17 protein-coding genes, 3 tRNA genes and 3 rRNA genes are annotated in these 22,123 nt (G+C 52.2%); 16 read left to right on the top strand and 7 right to left on the bottom strand.

The window, feature by feature from the left end; genetic code table 11:
• Positions 1-2: 2 nt before the first annotated feature.
• Positions 3-995: a ribose operon transcriptional repressor RbsR gene (gene rbsR / locus ACK8NJ_RS23525; RefSeq protein ID WP_000224470.1), complete on the top strand. Its 993-nt coding sequence runs from the start codon at positions 3-5 to the stop codon at positions 993-995.
• Here rbsR and mdtD read toward each other — a convergent pair.
• Both mdtD and ACK8NJ_RS23515 read right to left on the bottom strand, forming a co-directional pair.
• The gene (gene mdtD / locus ACK8NJ_RS23520; protein WP_001280852.1) at positions 961-2,388 is read right to left on the bottom strand and encodes a multidrug transporter subunit MdtD; all 1,428 of its coding nucleotides are present in this window, start codon (positions 2,386-2,388) and stop codon (positions 961-963) included. The two genes, rbsR and mdtD, sit on opposite strands and share 35 nt — an antisense overlap.
• 22 nt (positions 2,389-2,410) lie before the next feature.
• On the bottom strand, positions 2,411-3,103 hold the full coding sequence (locus ACK8NJ_RS23515) for a FadR/GntR family transcriptional regulator (protein ID WP_001131164.1): 693 nt from the start codon (positions 3,101-3,103) through the stop codon (positions 2,411-2,413).
• A 480-nt stretch (positions 3,104-3,583) separates the two neighbouring features.
• Here ACK8NJ_RS23515 and ACK8NJ_RS23510 point away from each other — a divergent pair.
• From ACK8NJ_RS23510 to ACK8NJ_RS23485, 6 genes are all read left to right on the top strand, one after another.
• Positions 3,584-5,125, top strand: a 16S ribosomal RNA gene (locus tag ACK8NJ_RS23510).
• 85 nt (positions 5,126-5,210) lie between these two features.
• A tRNA-Glu gene (locus tag ACK8NJ_RS23505) sits at positions 5,211-5,286 on the top strand.
• A 195-nt stretch (positions 5,287-5,481) separates the two neighbouring features.
• Positions 5,482-8,383, top strand: a 23S ribosomal RNA gene (locus ACK8NJ_RS23500).
• A 96-nt stretch (positions 8,384-8,479) separates the two neighbouring features.
• A 5S ribosomal RNA gene (gene rrf, locus ACK8NJ_RS23495) occupies positions 8,480-8,595 on the top strand.
• The 16S, 23S and 5S rRNA genes sit together here with 3 tRNA genes alongside, the layout of an rRNA operon.
• Positions 8,596-8,649: 54 nt before the next feature.
• A tRNA-Asp gene (locus tag ACK8NJ_RS23490) sits at positions 8,650-8,726 on the top strand.
• Between the two features lie 8 nt (positions 8,727-8,734).
• Positions 8,735-8,810: transfer RNA gene (locus ACK8NJ_RS23485), tRNA-Trp, on the top strand.
• A gap of 95 nt (positions 8,811-8,905) precedes the next feature.
• Here the strand turns inward: ACK8NJ_RS23485 and hdfR are convergent.
• Complete coding sequence (hdfR, locus tag ACK8NJ_RS23480; protein WP_001560180.1) at positions 8,906-9,745, bottom strand: HTH-type transcriptional regulator HdfR; 840 nt, start codon at positions 9,743-9,745, stop codon at positions 8,906-8,908.
• A gap of 118 nt (positions 9,746-9,863) precedes the next feature.
• Here hdfR and maoP point away from each other — a divergent pair, with 118 nt between their 5' ends.
• On the top strand, positions 9,864-10,202 hold the full coding sequence (gene maoP / locus ACK8NJ_RS23475) for a macrodomain Ori organization protein MaoP (protein ID WP_000841001.1): 339 nt from the start codon (positions 9,864-9,866) through the stop codon (positions 10,200-10,202).
• A gap of 25 nt (positions 10,203-10,227) precedes the next feature.
• Here maoP and ACK8NJ_RS23470 read toward each other — a convergent pair whose 3' ends face one another.
• Positions 10,228-11,748 (bottom strand): YifB family Mg chelatase-like AAA ATPase, encoded by a 1,521-nt coding sequence (locus ACK8NJ_RS23470; protein ID WP_411962004.1) that lies wholly within the window; start codon positions 11,746-11,748, stop codon positions 10,228-10,230.
• A gap of 352 nt (positions 11,749-12,100) precedes the next feature.
• Between ACK8NJ_RS23470 and ilvL the strand changes: the two genes are divergently transcribed.
• From ilvL to ilvA, 7 genes are all read left to right on the top strand, one after another.
• Positions 12,101-12,199, top strand: coding sequence for an ilv operon leader peptide (gene ilvL / locus ACK8NJ_RS23465; protein WP_001311244.1), 99 nt, complete (start codon positions 12,101-12,103; stop codon positions 12,197-12,199).
• A gap of 86 nt (positions 12,200-12,285) precedes the next feature.
• Positions 12,286-12,336, top strand: coding sequence for a peptide IlvX (gene ilvX / locus ACK8NJ_RS23460; RefSeq protein ID WP_001387183.1), 51 nt, complete (start codon positions 12,286-12,288; stop codon positions 12,334-12,336).
• A 2-nt stretch (positions 12,337-12,338) separates the two neighbouring features.
• On the top strand, positions 12,339-13,985 hold the full coding sequence (gene ilvG, locus ACK8NJ_RS23455) for an acetolactate synthase 2 catalytic subunit (protein ID WP_077519738.1): 1,647 nt from the start codon (positions 12,339-12,341) through the stop codon (positions 13,983-13,985).
• Entirely contained in the window at positions 13,982-14,245 is a 264-nt protein-coding gene (gene ilvM / locus ACK8NJ_RS23450; RefSeq protein ID WP_000983255.1) for an acetolactate synthase 2 small subunit, read from the top strand. The genes ilvG and ilvM overlap by 4 nt, the downstream gene beginning before the upstream one ends.
• 19 nt (positions 14,246-14,264) lie before the next feature.
• Positions 14,265-15,194 carry a branched-chain-amino-acid transaminase gene (gene ilvE / locus ACK8NJ_RS23445; RefSeq protein WP_000208520.1) on the top strand — a complete coding sequence of 310 codons (930 nt, stop codon included), beginning with the start codon at positions 14,265-14,267 and terminating at the stop codon, positions 15,192-15,194.
• A 64-nt stretch (positions 15,195-15,258) separates the two neighbouring features.
• Entirely contained in the window at positions 15,259-17,109 is a 1,851-nt protein-coding gene (gene ilvD, locus ACK8NJ_RS23440; protein WP_001127394.1) for a dihydroxy-acid dehydratase, read from the top strand.
• A gap of 2 nt (positions 17,110-17,111) precedes the next feature.
• Positions 17,112-18,656: a threonine ammonia-lyase, biosynthetic gene (ilvA, locus tag ACK8NJ_RS23435; protein ID WP_000785613.1), complete on the top strand. Its 1,545-nt coding sequence runs from the start codon at positions 17,112-17,114 to the stop codon at positions 18,654-18,656.
• Here ilvA and ilvY read toward each other — a convergent pair.
• Entirely contained in the window at positions 18,653-19,543 is an 891-nt protein-coding gene (gene ilvY, locus ACK8NJ_RS23430; RefSeq protein ID WP_000365783.1) for an HTH-type transcriptional activator IlvY, read from the bottom strand. The two genes, ilvA and ilvY, sit on opposite strands and share 4 nt — an antisense overlap.
• A 149-nt stretch (positions 19,544-19,692) precedes the next feature.
• On the opposite strand from ilvY, the gene ilvC reads away from it, so the two are divergent.
• Entirely contained in the window at positions 19,693-21,168 is a 1,476-nt protein-coding gene (gene ilvC / locus ACK8NJ_RS23425) for a ketol-acid reductoisomerase (RefSeq protein WP_000024951.1), read from the top strand.
• 45 nt (positions 21,169-21,213) lie between these two features.
• On the opposite strand, the gene ppiC is transcribed toward ilvC, so the two are convergent.
• Positions 21,214-21,495, bottom strand: a complete 282-nt coding sequence (gene ppiC / locus ACK8NJ_RS23420; protein ID WP_001140258.1) for a peptidylprolyl isomerase PpiC — start codon at positions 21,493-21,495, stop codon at positions 21,214-21,216.
• 152 nt (positions 21,496-21,647) lie between these two features.
• The gene (locus ACK8NJ_RS23415) at positions 21,648-22,097 is read right to left on the bottom strand and encodes a type II toxin-antitoxin system PemK/MazF family toxin (RefSeq protein WP_000996704.1); all 450 of its coding nucleotides are present in this window, start codon (positions 22,095-22,097) and stop codon (positions 21,648-21,650) included.
• Positions 22,098-22,123 lie beyond the last annotated feature (26 nt).

The following is a 22,123-nucleotide window of genomic DNA, read 5'->3' as shown; positions in this document are numbered from 1 at the left end:
GCTTGGCTACAATGAAAGATGTTGCCCGCCTGGCGGGCGTTTCTACCTCAACAGTTTCTCACGTTATCAATAAAGATCGCTTCGTCAGTGAAGCGATTACCGCCAAAGTTGAAGCGGCGATTAAAGAACTCAATTACGCGCCATCAGCCCTGGCGCGTAGCCTCAAACTCAATCAAACACATACCATTGGCATGTTGATTACTGCCAGTACCAATCCTTTCTATTCAGAACTGGTGCGTGGCGTTGAACGCAGCTGCTTCGAACGCGGTTATAGTCTCGTCCTTTGCAATACCGAAGGCGATGAACAACGGATGAATCGCAATCTGGAAACGCTGATGCAAAAACGCGTTGATGGCTTGCTGTTACTGTGCACCGAAACGCATCAACCTTCGCGTGAAATCATGCAACGTTATCCGACAGTGCCTACTGTGATGATGGACTGGGCTCCGTTCGATGGCGACAGCGATCTTATTCAGGATAACTCGTTGCTGGGCGGAGACTTAGCAACGCAATATCTGATCGATAAAGGTCATACCCGTATCGCCTGTATTACCGGCCCGCTGGATAAAACTCCGGCGCGCCTGCGGTTGGAAGGTTATCGGGCGGCGATGAAACGTGCGGGTCTCAACATTCCTGATGGCTATGAAGTCACTGGTGATTTTGAATTTAACGGCGGGTTTGACGCTATGCGCCAACTGTTATCACATCCGCTGCGTCCTCAGGCCGTCTTTACCGGAAATGACGCTATGGCTGTTGGCGTTTACCAGGCGCTGTATCAGGCAGAGTTACAGGTTCCGCAGGATATCGCGGTGATTGGCTATGACGATATCGAACTGGCAAGCTTTATGACGCCACCATTAACCACTATCCACCAACCGAAAGATGAACTGGGGGAGCTGGCGATTGATGTACTCATCCATCGGATAACCCAGCCGACCCTTCAGCAACAACGATTACAACTTACTCCGATTCTGATGGAACGCGGTTCGGCTTAGATTTACGCTGTCTTTTGATCAAATTATTACCATCGGTTGTTTTCAGAAGCATGAACATTGCTGCTGAAGCAACAGTAATAATGCCCATTGTGATAAACGTATAGTGGAATTGTTCGACAGTCGTTGTACCTTCCATCCCTTCATAAACGCGAAGGACGGCCGCACTTACAGCAACGCCTAAACTGATAGACAGTTGCTGCGTGACCGCCAGAACACTGTTACCGCTGCTGGCGTTGTCATCGGTCAGATCGGCAAGTGTGATGGTATTCATTGCGGTAAATTGCGTCGACATAGCCATCCCTAATATAAACAACGGCAAGATCAGCATCCATATCGCCATTGCTGGTGATTGCAAAGAGAACTGAGCGATCATTAGCCCAATAATCACCGTGATCCCCACTAACGTATGGCGATAGCCCAGACGACGTAAGACTTGGGTAACCATCGATTTTGCAATAATGGAACCTAACGCTGTCGGTGCCATCATACAGCCGGCAATAAACGCCTGATAACCAAATCCTACCTGTAACATCAATGGCATAAGGAACGGTACACAGCCGGTCCCCAGACGGGTTGCAATATTGCCTACGATACCGATCGAGAAAGTGCGGGTTTTAAATAAATCTAATGAAATTAATGGGTTTGGCGTGCGTCGTGCATGGAGAATATAGAGAAGCAGTAACCCGATGCTGGTGACAATTACCGTCAAGGCAATCCAACTGGCGACAATCTTTTCCCCGAATAGCTCTATTCCGCTTGAGAAGAGAACAAGGCTAAGGCCAAACAGCAAAAAGCCAGTGATATCGAATCTGCGTCGTGCGGTGGTGAAATTGGGCATATGTTTGCGCGCGTAAAGAAGGCCCGCAATACCTATGGGGATATTGATTAAAAATATCCAGTGCCAGGTTGCCCAGGTGACCAGCACGCCGCCAAGAACGGGGCCTAAAATTGGCCCCACCAGACCCGGCATGGCGACAAAATTCAATACAGGAAGAAGTTCATTACGAGGATAAGCGCGCAGTAAGGCCAGCCGAGCAACAGGCATCATCATTGCGCCACCTATCCCCTGAATAACCCGGAAGACAACCAGCTGTGGTAGCGAGTTAGAAAGTGCGCAGGCCAGAGAACCCAACGTGAACAGACTCACGGCAAGGGTAAATATGCGACGCGTACCGAAGCGATCGGCTAGCCATCCGCTTACCGGAATAAGCATCGCCACCGTCAGCGTGTAACTGATGATGGCTGATTGCATCGCGAGAGGAGAACGATTAAGGCTATGAGCGATTGCGGGTAAGGCGGTATTCAGAATAGTGGCATCAAGTGCCTGCATGAAGAAGGCCATCGCCGCGATCCACGGCAAACCCGCCATACTGCGCTTCTTTTTATCGCTCATTCAATGTCCTGTTATCGGGGTGTCACTTATCAGGTGAGCGTAGCAGCGCCTGACAAGCTTTAAATGCCGCGTCGCCATCGCTTTGGATAATCGCATCAACAATCGCCTGGTGCAGATCCAGCTTTATCACTGTGTCGCTGGTAATTGACGTGAAGTAAGTGTGATAAACCGAATGGAATAGCGAGGCGAATGAGGTCAAAAACGGATTGGCGCTCATTTCATAGATATGCTCATGCCAGGCCATATCGACCTCAATCCAGCGTTCACGGCGAAAGTTCTCTTTTAATGCCGCCATTTCGGCCATTAACGTATTGAGATGCGCTTTCTGTTCTGCGGTGCCAACCGTTGCTGCCAGTAGGCAGGCTTGCGGCTCCAGACAGATACGCATAACCAGAAAGTGATCGATGACCTGATGAAAGTTCTCTTCTGTCATCCACCAGGTAAGCAATTCCTGATCAAGAAAATTCCAGTTTGATTGTGGCATGACCCGGGTACCAATTCGCGGTCGCGGTAAAACCATCCCTTTTGCCGTTAACGTTTTGACCGCTTCGCGTACCGCTGTACGACTCACTCCAAATTGCTCGCCCAGCTCAATCTCACCAGGCAAAATGGTGCCGGGTTCATATTCACCTTTTAAGATGCGTTGCGCCAGCTTCTCAGCCAGAACATACGAAAGGTTTTTCTGTGCAGCTAACTGTTGTGCGCTTAAAGGCATTACTAATCTTCCTTTTTCTTTTTATTCCTCCTTAGTATGCCACCAGGAAGTGTGATTACGGTTGCAAAAACGGCAAATTGCTTGTTTTATGGCACATTAACGGGGCTTTTGCTGAAAAAATGCGCGGTCAGAAAATTATTTTAAATTTCCTCTTGTCAGGCCGGAATAACTCCCTATAATGCGCCACCACTGACACGGAACAACGGCAAACACGCCGCCGGGTCAGCGGGGTTCTCCTGAGAACTTCGGCAGAGAAAGCAAAAATAAATGCTTGACTCTGTAGCGGGAAAGCGTATTATGCACACCCCGCGCCGCTGAGAAAAAGCGAAGCGGCACTGCTCTTTAACAATTTATCAGACAATCTGTGTGGGCACTCGAAGATACGGATTCTTAACGTCGCAAGACGAAAAATGAATACCAAGTCTCAAGAGTGAACACGTAATTCATTACGAAGTTTAATTCTTTGAGCATCAAACTTTTAAATTGAAGAGTTTGATCATGGCTCAGATTGAACGCTGGCGGCAGGCCTAACACATGCAAGTCGAACGGTAACAGGAAACAGCTTGCTGTTTCGCTGACGAGTGGCGGACGGGTGAGTAATGTCTGGGAAACTGCCTGATGGAGGGGGATAACTACTGGAAACGGTAGCTAATACCGCATAACGTCGCAAGACCAAAGAGGGGGACCTTCGGGCCTCTTGCCATCGGATGTGCCCAGATGGGATTAGCTAGTAGGTGGGGTAACGGCTCACCTAGGCGACGATCCCTAGCTGGTCTGAGAGGATGACCAGCCACACTGGAACTGAGACACGGTCCAGACTCCTACGGGAGGCAGCAGTGGGGAATATTGCACAATGGGCGCAAGCCTGATGCAGCCATGCCGCGTGTATGAAGAAGGCCTTCGGGTTGTAAAGTACTTTCAGCGGGGAGGAAGGGAGTAAAGTTAATACCTTTACTCATTGACGTTACCCGCAGAAGAAGCACCGGCTAACTCCGTGCCAGCAGCCGCGGTAATACGGAGGGTGCAAGCGTTAATCGGAATTACTGGGCGTAAAGCGCACGCAGGCGGTTTGTTAAGTCAGATGTGAAATCCCCGGGCTCAACCTGGGAACTGCATCTGATACTGGCAAGCTTGAGTCTCGTAGAGGGGGGTAGAATTCCAGGTGTAGCGGTGAAATGCGTAGAGATCTGGAGGAATACCGGTGGCGAAGGCGGCCCCCTGGACGAAGACTGACGCTCAGGTGCGAAAGCGTGGGGAGCAAACAGGATTAGATACCCTGGTAGTCCACGCCGTAAACGATGTCGACTTGGAGGTTGTGCCCTTGAGGCGTGGCTTCCGGAGCTAACGCGTTAAGTCGACCGCCTGGGGAGTACGGCCGCAAGGTTAAAACTCAAATGAATTGACGGGGGCCCGCACAAGCGGTGGAGCATGTGGTTTAATTCGATGCAACGCGAAGAACCTTACCTGGTCTTGACATCCACAGAACTTTCCAGAGATGGATTGGTGCCTTCGGGAACTGTGAGACAGGTGCTGCATGGCTGTCGTCAGCTCGTGTTGTGAAATGTTGGGTTAAGTCCCGCAACGAGCGCAACCCTTATCCTTTGTTGCCAGCGGTCCGGCCGGGAACTCAAAGGAGACTGCCAGTGATAAACTGGAGGAAGGTGGGGATGACGTCAAGTCATCATGGCCCTTACGACCAGGGCTACACACGTGCTACAATGGCGCATACAAAGAGAAGCGACCTCGCGAGAGCAAGCGGACCTCATAAAGTGCGTCGTAGTCCGGATTGGAGTCTGCAACTCGACTCCATGAAGTCGGAATCGCTAGTAATCGTGGATCAGAATGCCACGGTGAATACGTTCCCGGGCCTTGTACACACCGCCCGTCACACCATGGGAGTGGGTTGCAAAAGAAGTAGGTAGCTTAACCTTCGGGAGGGCGCTTACCACTTTGTGATTCATGACTGGGGTGAAGTCGTAACAAGGTAACCGTAGGGGAACCTGCGGTTGGATCACCTCCTTACATTAAAGAAGCGTACTTTGCAGTGCTCACACAGATTGTCTGATAGAAAGTGAAAAGCAAGGCGTCTTGCGAAGCAGACTGATACGTCCCCTTCGTCTAGAGGCCCAGGACACCGCCCTTTCACGGCGGTAACAGGGGTTCGAATCCCCTAGGGGACGCCACTTGCTGGTTTGTGAGTGAAAGTCACCTGCCTTAATATCTCAAAACTCATCTTCGGGTGATGTTTGAGATATTTGCTCTTTAAAAATCTGGATCAAGCTGAAAATTGAAACACTGAATAGTCGAAAGATTATTCGTGAGTCTCTCAAATTTTCGCAACACGATGATGAATCGAAAGAAACATCTTCGGGTTGTGAGGTTAAGCGACTAAGCGTACACGGTGGATGCCCTGGCAGTCAGAGGCGATGAAGGACGTGCTAATCTGCGATAAGCGTCGGTAAGGTGATATGAACCGTTATAACCGGCGATTTCCGAATGGGGAAACCCAGTGTGATTCGTCACACTATCATTAACTGAATCCATAGGTTAATGAGGCGAACCGGGGGAACTGAAACATCTAAGTACCCCGAGGAAAAGAAATCAACCGAGATTCCCCCAGTAGCGGCGAGCGAACGGGGAGCAGCCCAGAGCCTGAATCAGTGTGTGTGTTAGTGGAAGCGTCTGGAAAGGCGCGCGATACAGGGTGACAGCCCCGTACACAAAAATGCACATACTGTGAGCTCGATGAGTAGGGCGGGACACGTGGTATCCTGTCTGAATATGGGGGGACCATCCTCCAAGGCTAAATACTCCTGACTGACCGATAGTGAACCAGTACCGTGAGGGAAAGGCGAAAAGAACCCCGGCGAGGGGAGTGAAAAAGAACCTGAAACCGTGTACGTACAAGCAGTGGGAGCCTCTTTATGGGGTGACTGCGTACCTTTTGTATAATGGGTCAGCGACTTATATTCTGTAGCAAGGTTAACCGAATAGGGGAGCCGAAGGGAAACCGAGTCTTAACTGGGCGTTAAGTTGCAGGGTATAGACCCGAAACCCGGTGATCTAGCCATGGGCAGGTTGAAGGTTGGGTAACACTAACTGGAGGACCGAACCGACTAATGTTGAAAAATTAGCGGATGACTTGTGGCTGGGGGTGAAAGGCCAATCAAACCGGGAGATAGCTGGTTCTCCCCGAAAGCTATTTAGGTAGCGCCTCGTGAATTCATCTCCGGGGGTAGAGCACTGTTTCGGCAAGGGGGTCATCCCGACTTACCAACCCGATGCAAACTGCGAATACCGGAGAATGTTATCACGGGAGACACACGGCGGGTGCTAACGTCCGTCGTGAAGAGGGAAACAACCCAGACCGCCAGCTAAGGTCCCAAAGTCATGGTTAAGTGGGAAACGATGTGGGAAGGCCCAGACAGCCAGGATGTTGGCTTAGAAGCAGCCATCATTTAAAGAAAGCGTAATAGCTCACTGGTCGAGTCGGCCTGCGCGGAAGATGTAACGGGGCTAAACCATGCACCGAAGCTGCGGCAGCGACACTATGTGTTGTTGGGTAGGGGAGCGTTCTGTAAGCCTGTGAAGGTGGCCTGTGAGGGTTGCTGGAGGTATCAGAAGTGCGAATGCTGACATAAGTAACGATAAAGCGGGTGAAAAGCCCGCTCGCCGGAAGACCAAGGGTTCCTGTCCAACGTTAATCGGGGCAGGGTGAGTCGACCCCTAAGGCGAGGCCGAAAGGCGTAGTCGATGGGAAACAGGTTAATATTCCTGTACTTGGTGTTACTGCGAAGGGGGGACGGAGAAGGCTATGTTGGCCGGGCGACGGTTGTCCCGGTTTAAGCGTGTAGGCTGATTTTCCAGGCAAATCCGGAAAATCAAGGCTGAGGCGTGATGACGAGGCACTACGGTGCTGAAGCAACAAATGCCCTGCTTCCAGGAAAAGCCTCTAAGCATCAGGTAACATCAAATCGTACCCCAAACCGACACAGGTGGTCAGGTAGAGAATACCAAGGCGCTTGAGAGAACTCGGGTGAAGGAACTAGGCAAAATGGTGCCGTAACTTCGGGAGAAGGCACGCTGATATGTAGGTGAAGCGACTTGCTCGTGGAGCTGAAATCAGTCGAAGATACCAGCTGGCTGCAACTGTTTATTAAAAACACAGCACTGTGCAAACACGAAAGTGGACGTATACGGTGTGACGCCTGCCCGGTGCCGGAAGGTTAATTGATGGGGTTAGCGCAAGCGAAGCTCTTGATCGAAGCCCCGGTAAACGGCGGCCGTAACTATAACGGTCCTAAGGTAGCGAAATTCCTTGTCGGGTAAGTTCCGACCTGCACGAATGGCGTAATGATGGCCAGGCTGTCTCCACCCGAGACTCAGTGAAATTGAACTCGCTGTGAAGATGCAGTGTACCCGCGGCAAGACGGAAAGACCCCGTGAACCTTTACTATAGCTTGACACTGAACATTGAGCCTTGATGTGTAGGATAGGTGGGAGGCTTTGAAGTGTGGACGCCAGTCTGCATGGAGCCGACCTTGAAATACCACCCTTTAATGTTTGATGTTCTAACGTTGGCCCCTGATCGGGGTTGCGGACAGTGTCTGGTGGGTAGTTTGACTGGGGCGGTCTCCTCCTAAAGAGTAACGGAGGAGCACGAAGGTTGGCTAATCCTGGTCGGACATCAGGAGGTTAGTGCAATGGCATAAGCCAGCTTGACTGCGAGCGTGACGGCGCGAGCAGGTGCGAAAGCAGGTCATAGTGATCCGGTGGTTCTGAATGGAAGGGCCATCGCTCAACGGATAAAAGGTACTCCGGGGATAACAGGCTGATACCGCCCAAGAGTTCATATCGACGGCGGTGTTTGGCACCTCGATGTCGGCTCATCACATCCTGGGGCTGAAGTAGGTCCCAAGGGTATGGCTGTTCGCCATTTAAAGTGGTACGCGAGCTGGGTTTAGAACGTCGTGAGACAGTTCGGTCCCTATCTGCCGTGGGCGCTGGAGAACTGAGGGGGGCTGCTCCTAGTACGAGAGGACCGGAGTGGACGCATCACTGGTGTTCGGGTTGTCATGCCAATGGCACTGCCCGGTAGCTAAATGCGGAAGAGATAAGTGCTGAAAGCATCTAAGCACGAAACTTGCCCCGAGATGAGTTCTCCCTGAGACTTTAAGTCTCCTGAAGGAACGTTGAAGACGACGACGTTGATAGGCCGGGTGTGTAAGCGCAGCGATGCGTTGAGCTAACCGGTACTAATGAACCGTGAGGCTTAACCTTACAACGCCGAAGGTGTTTTGGCGGATTGAGAGAAGATTTTCAGCCTGATACAGATTAAATTAACCGGCGACAAGCGGGTTAATAAAACAGAATTTGCCTGGCGGCCTTAGCGCGGTGGTCCCACCTGACCCCATGCCGAACTCAGAAGTGAAACGCCGTAGCGCCGATGGTAGTGTGGGGTCTCCCCATGCGAGAGTAGGGAACTGCCAGGCATCAAATTTAGCAGTAAGCCGGTCATAAAACCGGTGGTTGTAAAAGAATTCGGTGGAGCGGTAGTTCAGTCGGTTAGAATACCTGCCTGTCACGCAGGGGGTCGCGGGTTCGAGTCCCGTCCGTTCCGCCACCCTAATTAGGGGCGTAGTTCAATTGGTAGAGCACCGGTCTCCAAAACCGGGTGTTGGGAGTTCGAGTCTCTCCGCCCCTGCCAGAAATCATCCTTAGCGAAAGCTAAGGATTTTTTTTATCTGAAATAACCCTCTCTGAAGTAAATCCTTCTACCGGCATCCTTGCCAGCCATTCAGATTAATACACTTCATCCAGCACGTTAATTTTCAATAGATCGCGAATCAGCGTATTTTTATCGCTATTTTGCAGCCATATGGCATAAAGCGGCCGTGAAAGTGTTGTGCTATCGACAACGGTATGCAGGCCGCCCTTTTTACGCGCCCAACTGACGGGTAGCCAGGTGCAACCATTAAGCGTCGCAATCTGTTGCTGTGCCAGTTCAGCAGAACTGGTTGTCAGAATGGGAACTTCGTCAGCACCGATCAAACCTGCCTCATGCTGTTGAAAATCTGGCCCCCATTCCAGTCGCAGATAGTTAAGATCTCCCTTAAGTTTGGAAGGGGCACTGGTATAAAGCGCTAAAGTGAAATACCCGAGCAACTGACTGCTAAATTCGTCCATTTTGGGCGCTTCAGTAGTAATAAGAAGATCAAGCTGGCGTTCATGCAGCTGTTTTACCAGAGATTGCCGTTGGGCAATTCGCGCTTCGAACTGTAAGCCTGTATGGGCATCCTGATTTTGATACAAACGTCCCAGCCACTGATTAAGCATACATTCCCACAATGAGGCGCTGGCACCGATAGAAAACTCGTTATGTCGTGAGGTATGCGCCACCTCCTTACGGGCGGCCTGCCAGGTGCTCATGAGCGTTTCTGCATAAGGCAGTAGTTTTTCACCGGCAGCGGTTAAACGGATATTGTTTCTGTGGCGGGTGAAAAGGTTCACACCCAGTTGATTTTCCAGTTGTCTGATTCGAAAGCTCACTGCTGACTGGGTCAGGTAGAGCGATTCAGCTGCTCGACCAAAGTGACGCGTTCGGCTAACTTCCAGGAAAGTTTTTAACAATTCCGTATCCACAGTGCTCTCCGCAAAATTATTTGTCGTTATGATTTAAATGTTTTGTTTTACACTCTGTCAAGCGTAACTAATACTCCGCGCCATAACTAGCTCGGTCAAAGAATTAGGAGCGTGCAGGATGGCGGAAAGCTTTACGACGACTAATCGATATTTCGACAATAAACATTATCCACGTGGATTCTCTCGTCATGGTGATTTCACCATCAAAGAGGCACAACTGCTTGAGCGTCATGGTTATGCCTTCAATGAGTTGGATCTTGGCAAACGCGAGCCGGTTACCGAGGAAGAGAAACTCTTCGTAGCAGTATGCCGTGGCGAACGTGAGCCAGTGACAGAAGCAGAACGCGTGTGGTCCAAGTATATGACGCGTATCAAGCGTCCAAAACGTTTTCACACCCTTTCCGGCGGTAAACCGCAGGTTGAAGGTGCTGAAGACTACACCGATTCTGACGATTAATAAAAAGGGCGAAATGCCCTTTTTTTTATGTCAGTAGTTTTTGCAGATGGATGAGCAAACGGTCAATGGCACGATAGCTAACTGCCTCCTGCAAATGCTGACGTGTGATAATGTCGGACTGATCAATATCAGCAATGGTTCGTGCAACTTTCAGTAACCGCTGCCAGGCACGAATCGATAACCCCAGATGGATCAGTGTTCCTTCCAACCACATCGCATCTTCGCTCTCAAGTTTGCAGAATTGGCGTATTTCCGGACTATCCAGCCAGGCATTCAGTTTATTCTGCCGCTTAAATTGGCGCTCTCTGGCGGCCATTACACGTTGTTTAACGGTGGTGCTGTTTTCTCCCGGCACTACCGTTTTACTCAAAATGCCGGGGGGCGGTAATGGGATCTCCAGTGAGAGATCGAAGCGGTCGAGAAAGGGCCCCGAGAGCCGGTTGAGATAACGTAATGTCTGTTCTGGTGTGCAGCGGTTATGGTTTCCCTGATAATGTCCGGTAGGGCTGGGATTCATCGCCGCGACAAGCTGGAAACGGGCTGGATAGGTTATTTTTGCTCGTGTGCGTGAAAGATGGATCTGCCCGGATTCAATCGGCTCTCGCAAGGCATCCAGTGTACGCCGTTCAAATTCAGGTAACTCATCAAGAAAAAGCACGCCGTTATGCGCCAGCGAAATTTCACCTGGCCCTGGAATTGCACCACCGCCCACCATCGCAGTTAACGACGCACTGTGATGAGGTGAGCGGAACGGGCGCTGCCGCCATTGTTTTTGTACTGATTCAGCATTTACCAGACTTAATATCGCAGCGCTCTCCAGTGCCTCTTCATTGCTTAAATCTGGCAACAGGCCATTAATACGGCTGGCGAGCATTGTTTTACCTGTTCCCGGCGGCCCAATCAGTAAAAGGTTGTGCCCGCCAGCGGCGGTAATTTCCAGCCCTCGCTTTCCTTGCTCCTGACCGACAACATCACTGAGATCATGTTGTAGCGCCCGGGATACTGCATCAGTTGGTTTCGGGCGTTCGAGAGCGTGCTTACCCTCCAGAAACGCACAGACAGCCTGCAGATGATCGGCTATCAGGCATCCTTCACCGTTAATTAGCCCCACTTCATCCTCGTTATCTTTCGCGACGATAATTTTTCTGCCCGACTTAATGGCTTCAGTTGCACTGGAGATTGCGCCGGGAACGCCACGCAGAGCGCCTGTAAGCGCCAGTTCTCCGACTAATTCATATTCATCTAACTTATTGGCTGTAAGCTGTTCTGAGGCTGCCAGCAACGCAATGGCGATAGGTAAATCATATCGTCCCCCTTCTTTTGGCAGATCGGCTGGAGCAAGGTTGATGGTGATTTTTTTCGCCGGATATTCATATCCGCTATTGATAATGGCGCTGCGCACGCGATCGCGAGCTTCTTTTACCGTTGTTTCTGGTAAGCCCACCATCGTTAAGCCGGGTAGACCTTTACTGATATGTACCTCAACAGTGATTGGGGGCGCATTTACTCCCAGGGCTGCGCGGGTATGAACAATTGACAGTGACATAAGCCCTCCTTGAGTCACCATTATGTGCATAAGATATCGCTGCTGTAGCCCGCTAATTCGTGAATTTTAGTGGCTGATTCCTGTTTATTTGTGCAAGTGAAGTTGAGTTGTTCTGGCGGTGGAACGATGCTCGCAAAAATGCAGTGGACAAAGGATTAACTACGAGGAAGGGAACAACATTCATACTGAAATTGAATTTTTTTCACTCACTATTTTATTTTTAAAAAACAATGCTTTCTGTTGAAATTATTAAAGGCATCATAAAAATCGGCCAAAAAATATCTTGTGCTATTCGCAAAATCTATGGTAACTCTTTAGGCATTCCTTCGAACAAGATGCAAGAAAAGACAAAATGACAGCCCTTCTACGAGTGATTAGCCTGGTCGTGATTAGCGTGGTGGTGATTATTATCCCACCGTGCGGGGCTGCACTTGGACGAGGAAAGGCTTAGAGATCAAGCCTTAACGAACTAAGACCCCCGCACCGAAAGGTCCGGGGGTTTTTTTTGACCTTAAAAACATAACCGAGGAGCAGACAATGAATAACAGCACAAAATTCTGTTTCTCAAGATTCAGGACGGGGAACTAACTATGAATGGCGCACAGTGGGTGGTACATGCGTTGCGGGCACAGGGTGTGAACACCGTTTTCGGTTATCCGGGTGGCGCAATTATGCCGGTTTACGATGCATTGTATGACGGTGGCGTGGAACACTTGCTGTGCCGACACGAGCAAGGTGCAGCAATGGCGGCTATCGGTTATGCCCGTGCTACCGGCAAAACTGGCGTATGTATCGCCACGTCTGGTCCAGGTGCAACCAACCTGATAACCGGGCTTGCGGACGCGCTGTTAGATTCCATCCCTGTTGTTGCCATCACCGGTCAGGTATCCGCACCGTTTATCGGCACTGACGCATTTCAGGAAGTGGATGTACTGGGATTGTCATTAGCCTGTACCAAGCACAGCTTTCTGGTGCAGTCGCTGGAAGAGTTGCCGCGCATCATGGCTGAAGCATTCGACGTTGCCAGCTCAGGTCGTCCTGGTCCGGTTCTGGTCGATATCCCAAAAGATATCCAGTTAGCCAGCGGCGATCTGGAACCATGGTTCACCACCGTTGAAAACGAAGTGAATTTCCCACATGCCGAAGTCGAGCAAGCGCGCCAGATGCTGGCAAAGGCGCAAAAACCGATGCTGTACGTTGGCGGTGGCGTGGGCATGGCGCAGGCAGTTCCCGCTCTGCGTGAATTTCTCGCTGCTACAAAAATGCCTGTCACCTGCACGCTGAAAGGGCTGGGCGCAGTTGAAGCGGATTATCCGTACTATCTGGGCATGCTGGGAATGCACGGCACCAAAGCGGCGAACTTCGCAGTGCAGGAGTGCGATCTACTGATCGCCGTGGGCGCACGTTTTGATGACCGGGTGACCGGCAAACTGAACACCTTCGCACCACACGCCAGCGTTATCCATATGGATATCGATCCGGCAGAAATGAACAAGCTGCGTCAGGCACATGTGGCATTACAGGGTGATTTAAATGCTCTGTTACCAGCATTACAGCAGCCGTTAAATATCGATGACTGGCAGCAATACTGCGCGCAGCTGCGTGATGAACATGCCTGGCGCTACGACCATCCCGGTGACGCTATCTACGCGCCGTTGTTGTTAAAACAACTGTCGGATCGTAAACCTGCGGATTGCGTCGTGACCACAGATGTGGGGCAGCACCAGATGTGGGCTGCCCAGCACATCACCCACACTCGCCCGGAAAATTTCATCACCTCCAGCGGCTTAGGCACCATGGGTTTTGGTTTACCTGCGGCGGTTGGCGCGCAAGTAGCGCGACCGAACGATACCGTCGTCTGTATCTCCGGTGACGGCTCTTTCATGATGAATGTGCAAGAGCTGGGCACCGTAAAACGCAAGCAGTTACCGTTGAAAATCGTCTTACTCGATAACCAACGGTTAGGGATGGTTCGACAATGGCAGCAACTGTTTTTCCAGGAACGATACAGCGAAACCACCCTTACCGATAACCCCGATTTCCTCATGTTAGCCAGCGCCTTCGGCATCCCTGGCCAACACATCACCCGTAAAGACCAGGTTGAAGCGGCACTCGACACCATGCTGAACAGTGATGGGCCATACCTGCTTCATGTCTCAATCGACGAACTTGAGAACGTCTGGCCGCTGGTGCCGCCAGGTGCCAGTAATTCAGAAATGTTGGAGAAATTATCATGATGCAACATCAGGTCAATGTATCGGCTCGCTTCAATCCGGAAACCTTAGAACGTGTTTTACGCGTGGTGCGTCATCGTGGTTTCCACGTCTGCTCAATGAATATGGCCGCCGCCAGCGATGCACAAAATATAAATATCGAATTGACCGTTGCCAGCCCACGGTCGGTCGACTTACTGTTTAGTCAGTTAAATAAACTGGTGGACGTCGCACACGTTGCCATCTGCCAGAGCACAACCACATCACAACAAATCCGCGCCTGAGCGCAAAAGGAATATAAAAATGACCACGAAGAAAGCTGATTACATTTGGTTCAATGGGGAGATGGTTCGCTGGGAAGACGCGAAGGTGCATGTGATGTCGCACGCGCTGCACTATGGCACCTCGGTTTTTGAAGGCATCCGTTGCTACGACTCGCACAAAGGACCGGTTGTATTCCGCCATCGTGAGCATATGCAGCGTCTGCATGACTCCGCCAAAATCTATCGCTTCCCGGTTTCGCAGAGCATCGATGAGCTAATGGAAGCTTGTCGTGACGTGATCCGCAAAAACAATCTCACCAGCGCCTATATCCGTCCGCTGATCTTCGTTGGTGATGTTGGTATGGGCGTTAACCCGCCAGCGGGATACTCAACCGATGTAATTATCGCCGCTTTCCCGTGGGGAGCGTATCTGGGCGCAGAAGCGCTGGAGCAGGGGATCGATGCGATGGTTTCCTCCTGGAACCGCGCAGCACCAAACACTATCCCGACGGCGGCAAAAGCCGGTGGTAACTACCTCTCTTCCCTGCTGGTGGGTAGCGAAGCGCGCCGCCACGGTTATCAGGAAGGTATCGCGCTGGATGTGAACGGTTATATCTCTGAAGGCGCAGGCGAAAACCTGTTTGAAGTGAAAGACGGCGTGCTGTTCACCCCACCGTTCACCTCCTCCGCGCTGCCGGGTATTACCCGTGATGCCATCATCAAACTGGCAAAAGAGCTGGGAATTGAAGTACGTGAGCAGGTGCTGTCGCGCGAATCCCTGTACCTGGCGGATGAAGTGTTTATGTCCGGTACTGCGGCAGAAATCACGCCAGTGCGCAGCGTAGATGGTATTCAGGTTGGTGAAGGCCGTTGCGGCCCGGTTACCAAACGCATTCAGCAAGCCTTCTTCGGCCTCTTCACTGGCGAAACCGAAGATAAATGGGGCTGGTTAGATCAAGTTAATCAATAAATACAAAAAATGGGACGGCACGCACCGTCCCATTTACGAGACAGACACTGGGAGTAAATAAAGTATGCCTAAGTACCGTTCCGCCACCACCACTCATGGTCGTAATATGGCGGGTGCTCGTGCGCTGTGGCGCGCCACCGGAATGACCGACGCCGATTTCGGTAAGCCGATTATCGCGGTTGTGAACTCGTTCACCCAATTTGTACCGGGTCACGTCCATCTGCGCGATCTTGGTAAATTGGTCGCCGAGCAAATTGAAGCGGCTGGCGGCGTTGCCAAAGAGTTCAACACCATTGCGGTGGATGATGGGATTGCCATGGGCCACGGGGGGATGCTTTATTCACTGCCATCTCGCGAACTGATCGCTGATTCCGTTGAGTATATGGTCAACGCTCACTGCGCCGACGCCATGGTCTGCATCTCTAACTGCGACAAAATCACCCCGGGGATGCTGATGGCTTCCCTGCGCCTGAATATTCCGGTGATCTTTGTTTCCGGCGGCCCGATGGAAGCCGGGAAAACCAAACTGTCCGATCAGATCATTAAGCTCGATCTGGTTGATGCGATGATCCAGGGCGCAGACCCGAAAGTTTCTGACTCCCAGAGCGATCAGGTTGAACGTTCCGCCTGTCCAACCTGCGGATCTTGCTCCGGGATGTTTACCGCTAACTCTATGAATTGCCTGACCGAAGCACTGGGCCTGTCGCAGCCGGGCAACGGCTCGTTGCTGGCAACCCACGCGGACCGTAAGCAGCTGTTCCTCAATGCCGGTAAGCGCATTGTTGAATTGACCAAACGTTACTACGAGCAAAACGACGAAAGTGCACTGCCGCGCAATATTGCTAGCAAAGCGGCGTTTGAAAATGCCATGACGCTGGATATCGCGATGGGCGGCTCTACCAACACGGTACTTCACCTGCTGGCGGCGGCGCAGGAAGCGGAAATCGACTTCACCATGAGTGATATCGACAAACTTTCGCGTAAAGTCCCGCAGTTATGCAAAGTTGCGCCGAGCACCCAAAAATACCATATGGAAGATGTTCATCGTGCTGGTGGTGTTATCGGTATTCTTGGCGAACTGGATCGCGCGGGGTTACTGAACCGTGATGTGAAAAACGTGCTTGGCCTGACGTTGCCGCAAACGCTGGAACAATACGACGTTATGCTGACCCAGGATGACGCGGTAAAAAATATGTTCCGCGCTGGCCCGGCGGGCATTCGTACCACCCAGGCATTCTCGCAGGATTGCCGTTGGGATTCTCTCGATGACGATCGCGCAAATGGCTGCATCCGTTCGCTGGAACACGCCTATAGCAAAGACGGCGGCCTTGCGGTGCTGTACGGTAATTTCGCAGAAAACGGCTGCATCGTTAAAACCGCGGGCGTCGATGACAGCATCCTCAAATTCACCGGTCCGGCGAAAGTGTACGAAAGCCAGGACGACGCGGTAGAAGCGATTCTCGGCGGCAAAGTTGTCGCTGGCGATGTGGTGGTGATCCGTTACGAAGGCCCGAAAGGCGGCCCCGGCATGCAGGAAATGCTCTACCCAACCAGCTTCCTGAAATCAATGGGGCTCGGTAAAGCCTGCGCGCTGATCACCGACGGACGCTTCTCCGGCGGCACCTCTGGTCTTTCCATCGGCCACGTCTCGCCGGAAGCGGCAAGCGGCGGCAGCATTGGTCTGATTGAAGACGGCGATCTTATCGCTATCGACATTCCCAACCGTGGCATTCAGTTACAGGTAAGCGATGCCGAACTGGCGGCGCGTCGTGAAGCGCAGGAAGCTCGTGGCGACAAAGCCTGGACGCCGAAAAATCGCGAACGTCAGGTCTCCTTTGCGTTGCGCGCCTACGCCAGCCTGGCAACCAGCGCCGACAAAGGTGCGGTGCGCGATAAATCGAAACTGGGGGGTTAATAATGGCTGACTCGCAACCCCTGTCCGGTACCCCGGAAGGTGCTGAATATTTAAGAGCGGTGCTGCGCGCGCCGGTCTACGAAGCGGCGCAGGTCACGCCGCTACAGAAAATGGAAAAACTGTCGTCGCGTCTCGATAACGTGATTCTGGTGAAGCGCGAAGATCGCCAGCCAGTGCACAGCTTTAAGCTTCGTGGCGCATACGCCATGATGGCGGGCCTGACGGAAGAACAAAAAGCGCACGGCGTGATTACCGCTTCTGCAGGTAACCACGCGCAGGGCGTCGCGTTTTCTTCCGCACGGTTAGGCGTGAAGGCGCTGATCGTCATGCCAACCGCCACCGCCGATATCAAAGTTGATGCGGTGCGCGGCTTTGGCGGCGAAGTGCTGCTTCACGGCGCAAATTTCGATGAAGCGAAAGCGAAAGCGATCGAACTGTCACAGCAGCAGGGTTTCACCTGGGTACCGCCGTTCGATCATCCGATGGTGATCGCCGGGCAAGGCACGCTGGCGCTGGAACTGCTCCAGCAGGACGCCCATCTCGACCGCGTATTTGTACCGGTCGGCGGCGGCGGTCTGGCAGCGGGTGTGGCGGTGCTGATCAAACAACTGATGCCGCAAATCAAAGTAATCGCCGTGGAAGCGGAAGATTCCGCCTGCCTGAAAGCGGCGCTGGATGCGGGTCATCCCGTTGATCTGCCCCGCGTGGGGCTGTTTGCTGAAGGCGTCGCGGTAAAACGCATCGGCGATGAAACCTTCCGTTTGTGCCAGGAGTATCTTGACGACATCATCACCGTCGATAGCGATGCCATCTGTGCGGCGATGAAAGATCTGTTCGAAGATGTGCGCGCGGTGGCGGAACCCTCCGGCGCGCTGGCGCTGGCGGGGATGAAAAAATACATCGCCCAGCACAACATTCGCGGTGAACGGCTGGCGCATATTCTTTCCGGTGCTAACGTGAACTTTCACGGTCTGCGCTACGTCTCGGAACGCTGCGAACTGGGCGAACAGCGTGAAGCGTTGTTGGCGGTGACCATTCCGGAAGAAAAAGGCAGCTTCCTCAAATTCTGCCAACTGCTTGGCGGGCGTTCGGTCACCGAGTTCAACTACCGTTTTGCCGATGCCAAAAACGCCTGCATCTTTGTCGGCGTGCGCTTAAGCCGTGGCCTCGAAGAGCGCAAAGAAATTTTGCAGATGCTCAACGACGGCGGCTACAGCGTGGTTGATCTCTCCGACGACGAAATGGCGAAGCTACATGTGCGCTATATGGTTGGCGGGCGTCCATCGCATCCGTTGCAGGAACGCCTCTACAGCTTCGAATTCCCGGAATCACCGGGCGCGCTGCTGCGCTTCCTCAACACGCTGGGTACGCACTGGAACATCTCGCTGTTCCATTATCGCAGCCACGGTACCGACTACGGGCGCGTACTGGCGGCGTTCGAGCTTGGCGATCATGAACCGGATTTTGAAACCCGGCTGAATGAACTGGGCTACGATTGCCACGACGAAACCAATAACCCGGCGTTCAGGTTCTTTTTGGCGGGTTAGTGGTTCGGCAAAATCTTCCAGAACGCCTCAATCAGCGGCTCATGAAGCCGCTTTTTTTGCGCACACACGCCCAGCTCAAACGGCGTTTTTTCATCACTGCGCTCTAAAATCATCACGCGGTTACGCACCGGTTCCGGGCTGTTATCCAGCACCACTTCCGGCAACAGCGCCACGCCACAGCCGAGCGCCACCATCGATACCATCGCTTCATGCCCGCCAACCGTGGCGTAAATCATCGGGTTGCTGATTTTATTGCGTCGAAACCACAGTTCAATGCGGCGGCGTACCGGCCCCTGATCGGCCATGATAAACGGCACCGTTGACCAGTCTGGCTTCTCTACCGACACCTGATTACGCACCGGGCAGGGCAGCGCGGGGGCAATCAGCACCACTGCCAGATTCTCCAGCATCGAAAACGCCACTGCGCCGGGTAGCGTCTCCGGCTTCCCGGCAATCGCCAGGTCCGCTTCGCCAGTGACCACTTTTTCCATTGCATCTGCCGCATCACCAGTAGTGAGTTTAATCTCCACCGACGGGTGTTCCGCGCGGAAGCGATCCAGAATCGGTGGCAGATGGCTGTAGGCAGCGGTCACCGAGCAGAAGATATGTAATTCGCCAGAGAGCGACGGTCCTTGCTGGTCGATGGTGTGGCGCAATTGCTGATATTGCAACAGCGTTTGCTGGGCGAAAACGCGCAGCTCTTCGCCCGCTTCCGTCAGCGTTACCGTGCGGTTATCACGCACAAACAGCGGCTGGCCGAGATCTTCTTCCAGGCGCTGTATTTGTCGCGAAAGCGTAGACGGGCTAACGTGCATTGCCCGCGCGCTACGGCCAAAATGGCGGCTTTCCGCCAGATGCAGGAAGGTTTTCAGATCGCGTAAATCCAATGGCGCAGCCCTCAATGTTGACGTTGCAAAAATTGCAATGTGACGTTGTGAATATATCAATTTCCGCAATAAATTTCCTGTCATATAGTGAATTCAATCTCGCAAACGCGAACCGAACAATAAGAAGCACAACATCACGAGGAATCACCATGGCTAACTACTTCAATACACTGAATCTGCGCCAGCAGCTGGCACAGCTGGGCAAATGTCGCTTTATGGGGCGCGATGAATTCGCCGATGGCGCGAGCTACCTTCAGGGTAAAAAAGTAGTCATCGTCGGCTGTGGCGCACAGGGTCTGAACCAGGGCCTGAACATGCGTGATTCAGGTCTCGATATCTCCTACGCTCTGCGCAAAGAAGCGATTGCCGAAAAGCGCGCATCCTGGCGTAAAGCGACCGAAAACGGTTTTAAAGTGGGTACTTACGAAGAACTGATCCCGCAGGCGGATCTGGTGGTTAACCTGACGCCGGACAAGCAGCACTCTGATGTAGTGCGCACCGTACAGCCACTGATGAAAGACGGCGCGGCGCTGGGTTACTCGCACGGTTTCAACATCGTGGAAGTAGGCGAGCAGATCCGCAAAGACATCACTGTAGTAATGGTTGCGCCGAAATGCCCGGGCACCGAAGTGCGTGAAGAGTACAAACGTGGATTTGGCGTACCGACGCTTATCGCCGTTCACCCGGAAAACGATCCAAAAGGCGAAGGCATGGCGATCGCGAAAGCCTGGGCGGCAGCGACCGGCGGTCACCGTGCAGGCGTGCTGGAATCGTCCTTCGTTGCGGAAGTGAAATCTGACCTGATGGGCGAGCAAACCATCCTGTGCGGTATGTTGCAGGCTGGCTCTCTGCTGTGCTTCGACAAACTGGTGGAAGAAGGCACCGATCCGGCATACGCAGAAAAACTGATTCAGTTCGGCTGGGAAACCATCACCGAAGCACTGAAACAGGGCGGCATCACGCTGATGATGGACCGTCTCTCTAACCCGGCGAAACTGCGTGCTTACGCGCTCTCTGAGCAATTGAAAGAGATCATGGCACCGCTGTTCCAGAAACATATGGACGATATCATCTCCGGCGAATTCTCCTCCGGCATGATGGCAGACTGGGCCAACGACGATAAGAAACTGCTGACCTGGCGTGAAGAGACCGGCAAAACCGCGTTCGAAACCGCGCCGCAGTATGAAGGCAAAATCGGCGAGCAGGAGTACTTCGATAAAGGCGTACTGATGATCGCGATGGTAAAAGCGGGCGTTGAGCTGGCGTTTGAAACCATGGTTGATTCCGGCATCATCGAAGAGTCTGCTTACTATGAATCACTGCACGAACTGCCGCTGATTGCCAACACCATCGCCCGTAAGCGTCTGTACGAAATGAACGTGGTTATTTCTGATACCGCTGAATACGGTAACTATCTGTTCTCTTACGCTTGTGTGCCGCTGCTGAAACCGTTTATGGCAGAGCTGCAACCGGGCGACCTGGGTAAAGCTATTCCGGAAGGTGCGGTAGATAACGCGCAGTTGCGTGATGTGAACGAAGCGATTCGCAGTCATGCGATTGAGCAGGTAGGTAAGAAACTGCGCGGCTATATGACAGATATGAAACGCATTGCTGTTGCGGGTTAAGTGCGATTCAGAGTTCAAGGCCTTCTCCCGGAGAAGGCCTTGCTATTAGTTACGGTAAAGCACCTTAATGATGTGATACCCGAACTGGGTATGCAGCGGACCGGTTGGCTCCAGTACCGGACAAGAGAAAACCACTTTATCGAACGCCGGAACCATCTGGCCCTGGCGGAATTCACCTAAATCACCACCGCGTTTACCTGACGGGCAAATGGAGTGTTTCTTCGCCAGCTTGCCGAAATCGGCACCGTTCTTAATCTGCTCGAGAAGTTCCAGAGCCAGTTTCTCTTCTTTTACAAGGATATGCAGTGCTGCTGCTGTTTTTGCCATGATCGTGCCTTGAATTAAATATTGTCAGTCAGGGAGGGGGGGACATATATGGCAAAAGCCCGGAAAATCCGGGCTTCGCAGGTCCCTCAAGGGGAGAAAACTTAGGGCCTCTATGGGCTACAGAGTCATTATCGGGGATGGTGATTTTATTGTCAATTTATGAGCGATATGGCATTGATTGACTTGATGACTGCCCTCTGTATGTCTGCAACCAACTCATGTGGCAAACATTGATTAAGATACCCCCGATAAGTCCTTGCTCTGTTTAATCGGTTTCGACTGACTTGTTGTACCAGGTCGGCTTTAGCCCAACGTATCTGCTGATCAAAGAATTGCAGGTCATTGATAACATTACTGGCTATTTCAACATGCATTCCACGATTTAACTTGTCATGGTCGCGAGTGGTTGATAATGGAACGACGATACATGCGTTGCCATTAATTTTTCCGTTGAGCACGACAACCAACCTATTTTTTATCATCTCAGGTGGAATGCGGCCATCGTAATACGCCGTACTGATCTGTCCATTCTGGCTAACAGGATAGTTACCAAAGTTGCATTCCAGTATTTCACCAACCTTGGGGCTGAAATTAATCGCCACGAGTAAACCTCTCCTTAGTAAACTCT

This window comes from Escherichia sp. F1, from assembly GCF_046764225.1.
Lineage (GTDB): Bacteria > Pseudomonadota > Gammaproteobacteria > Enterobacterales > Enterobacteriaceae > Escherichia > Escherichia coli.
This window is presented reverse-complemented; position numbering and strand designations above follow the sequence as displayed.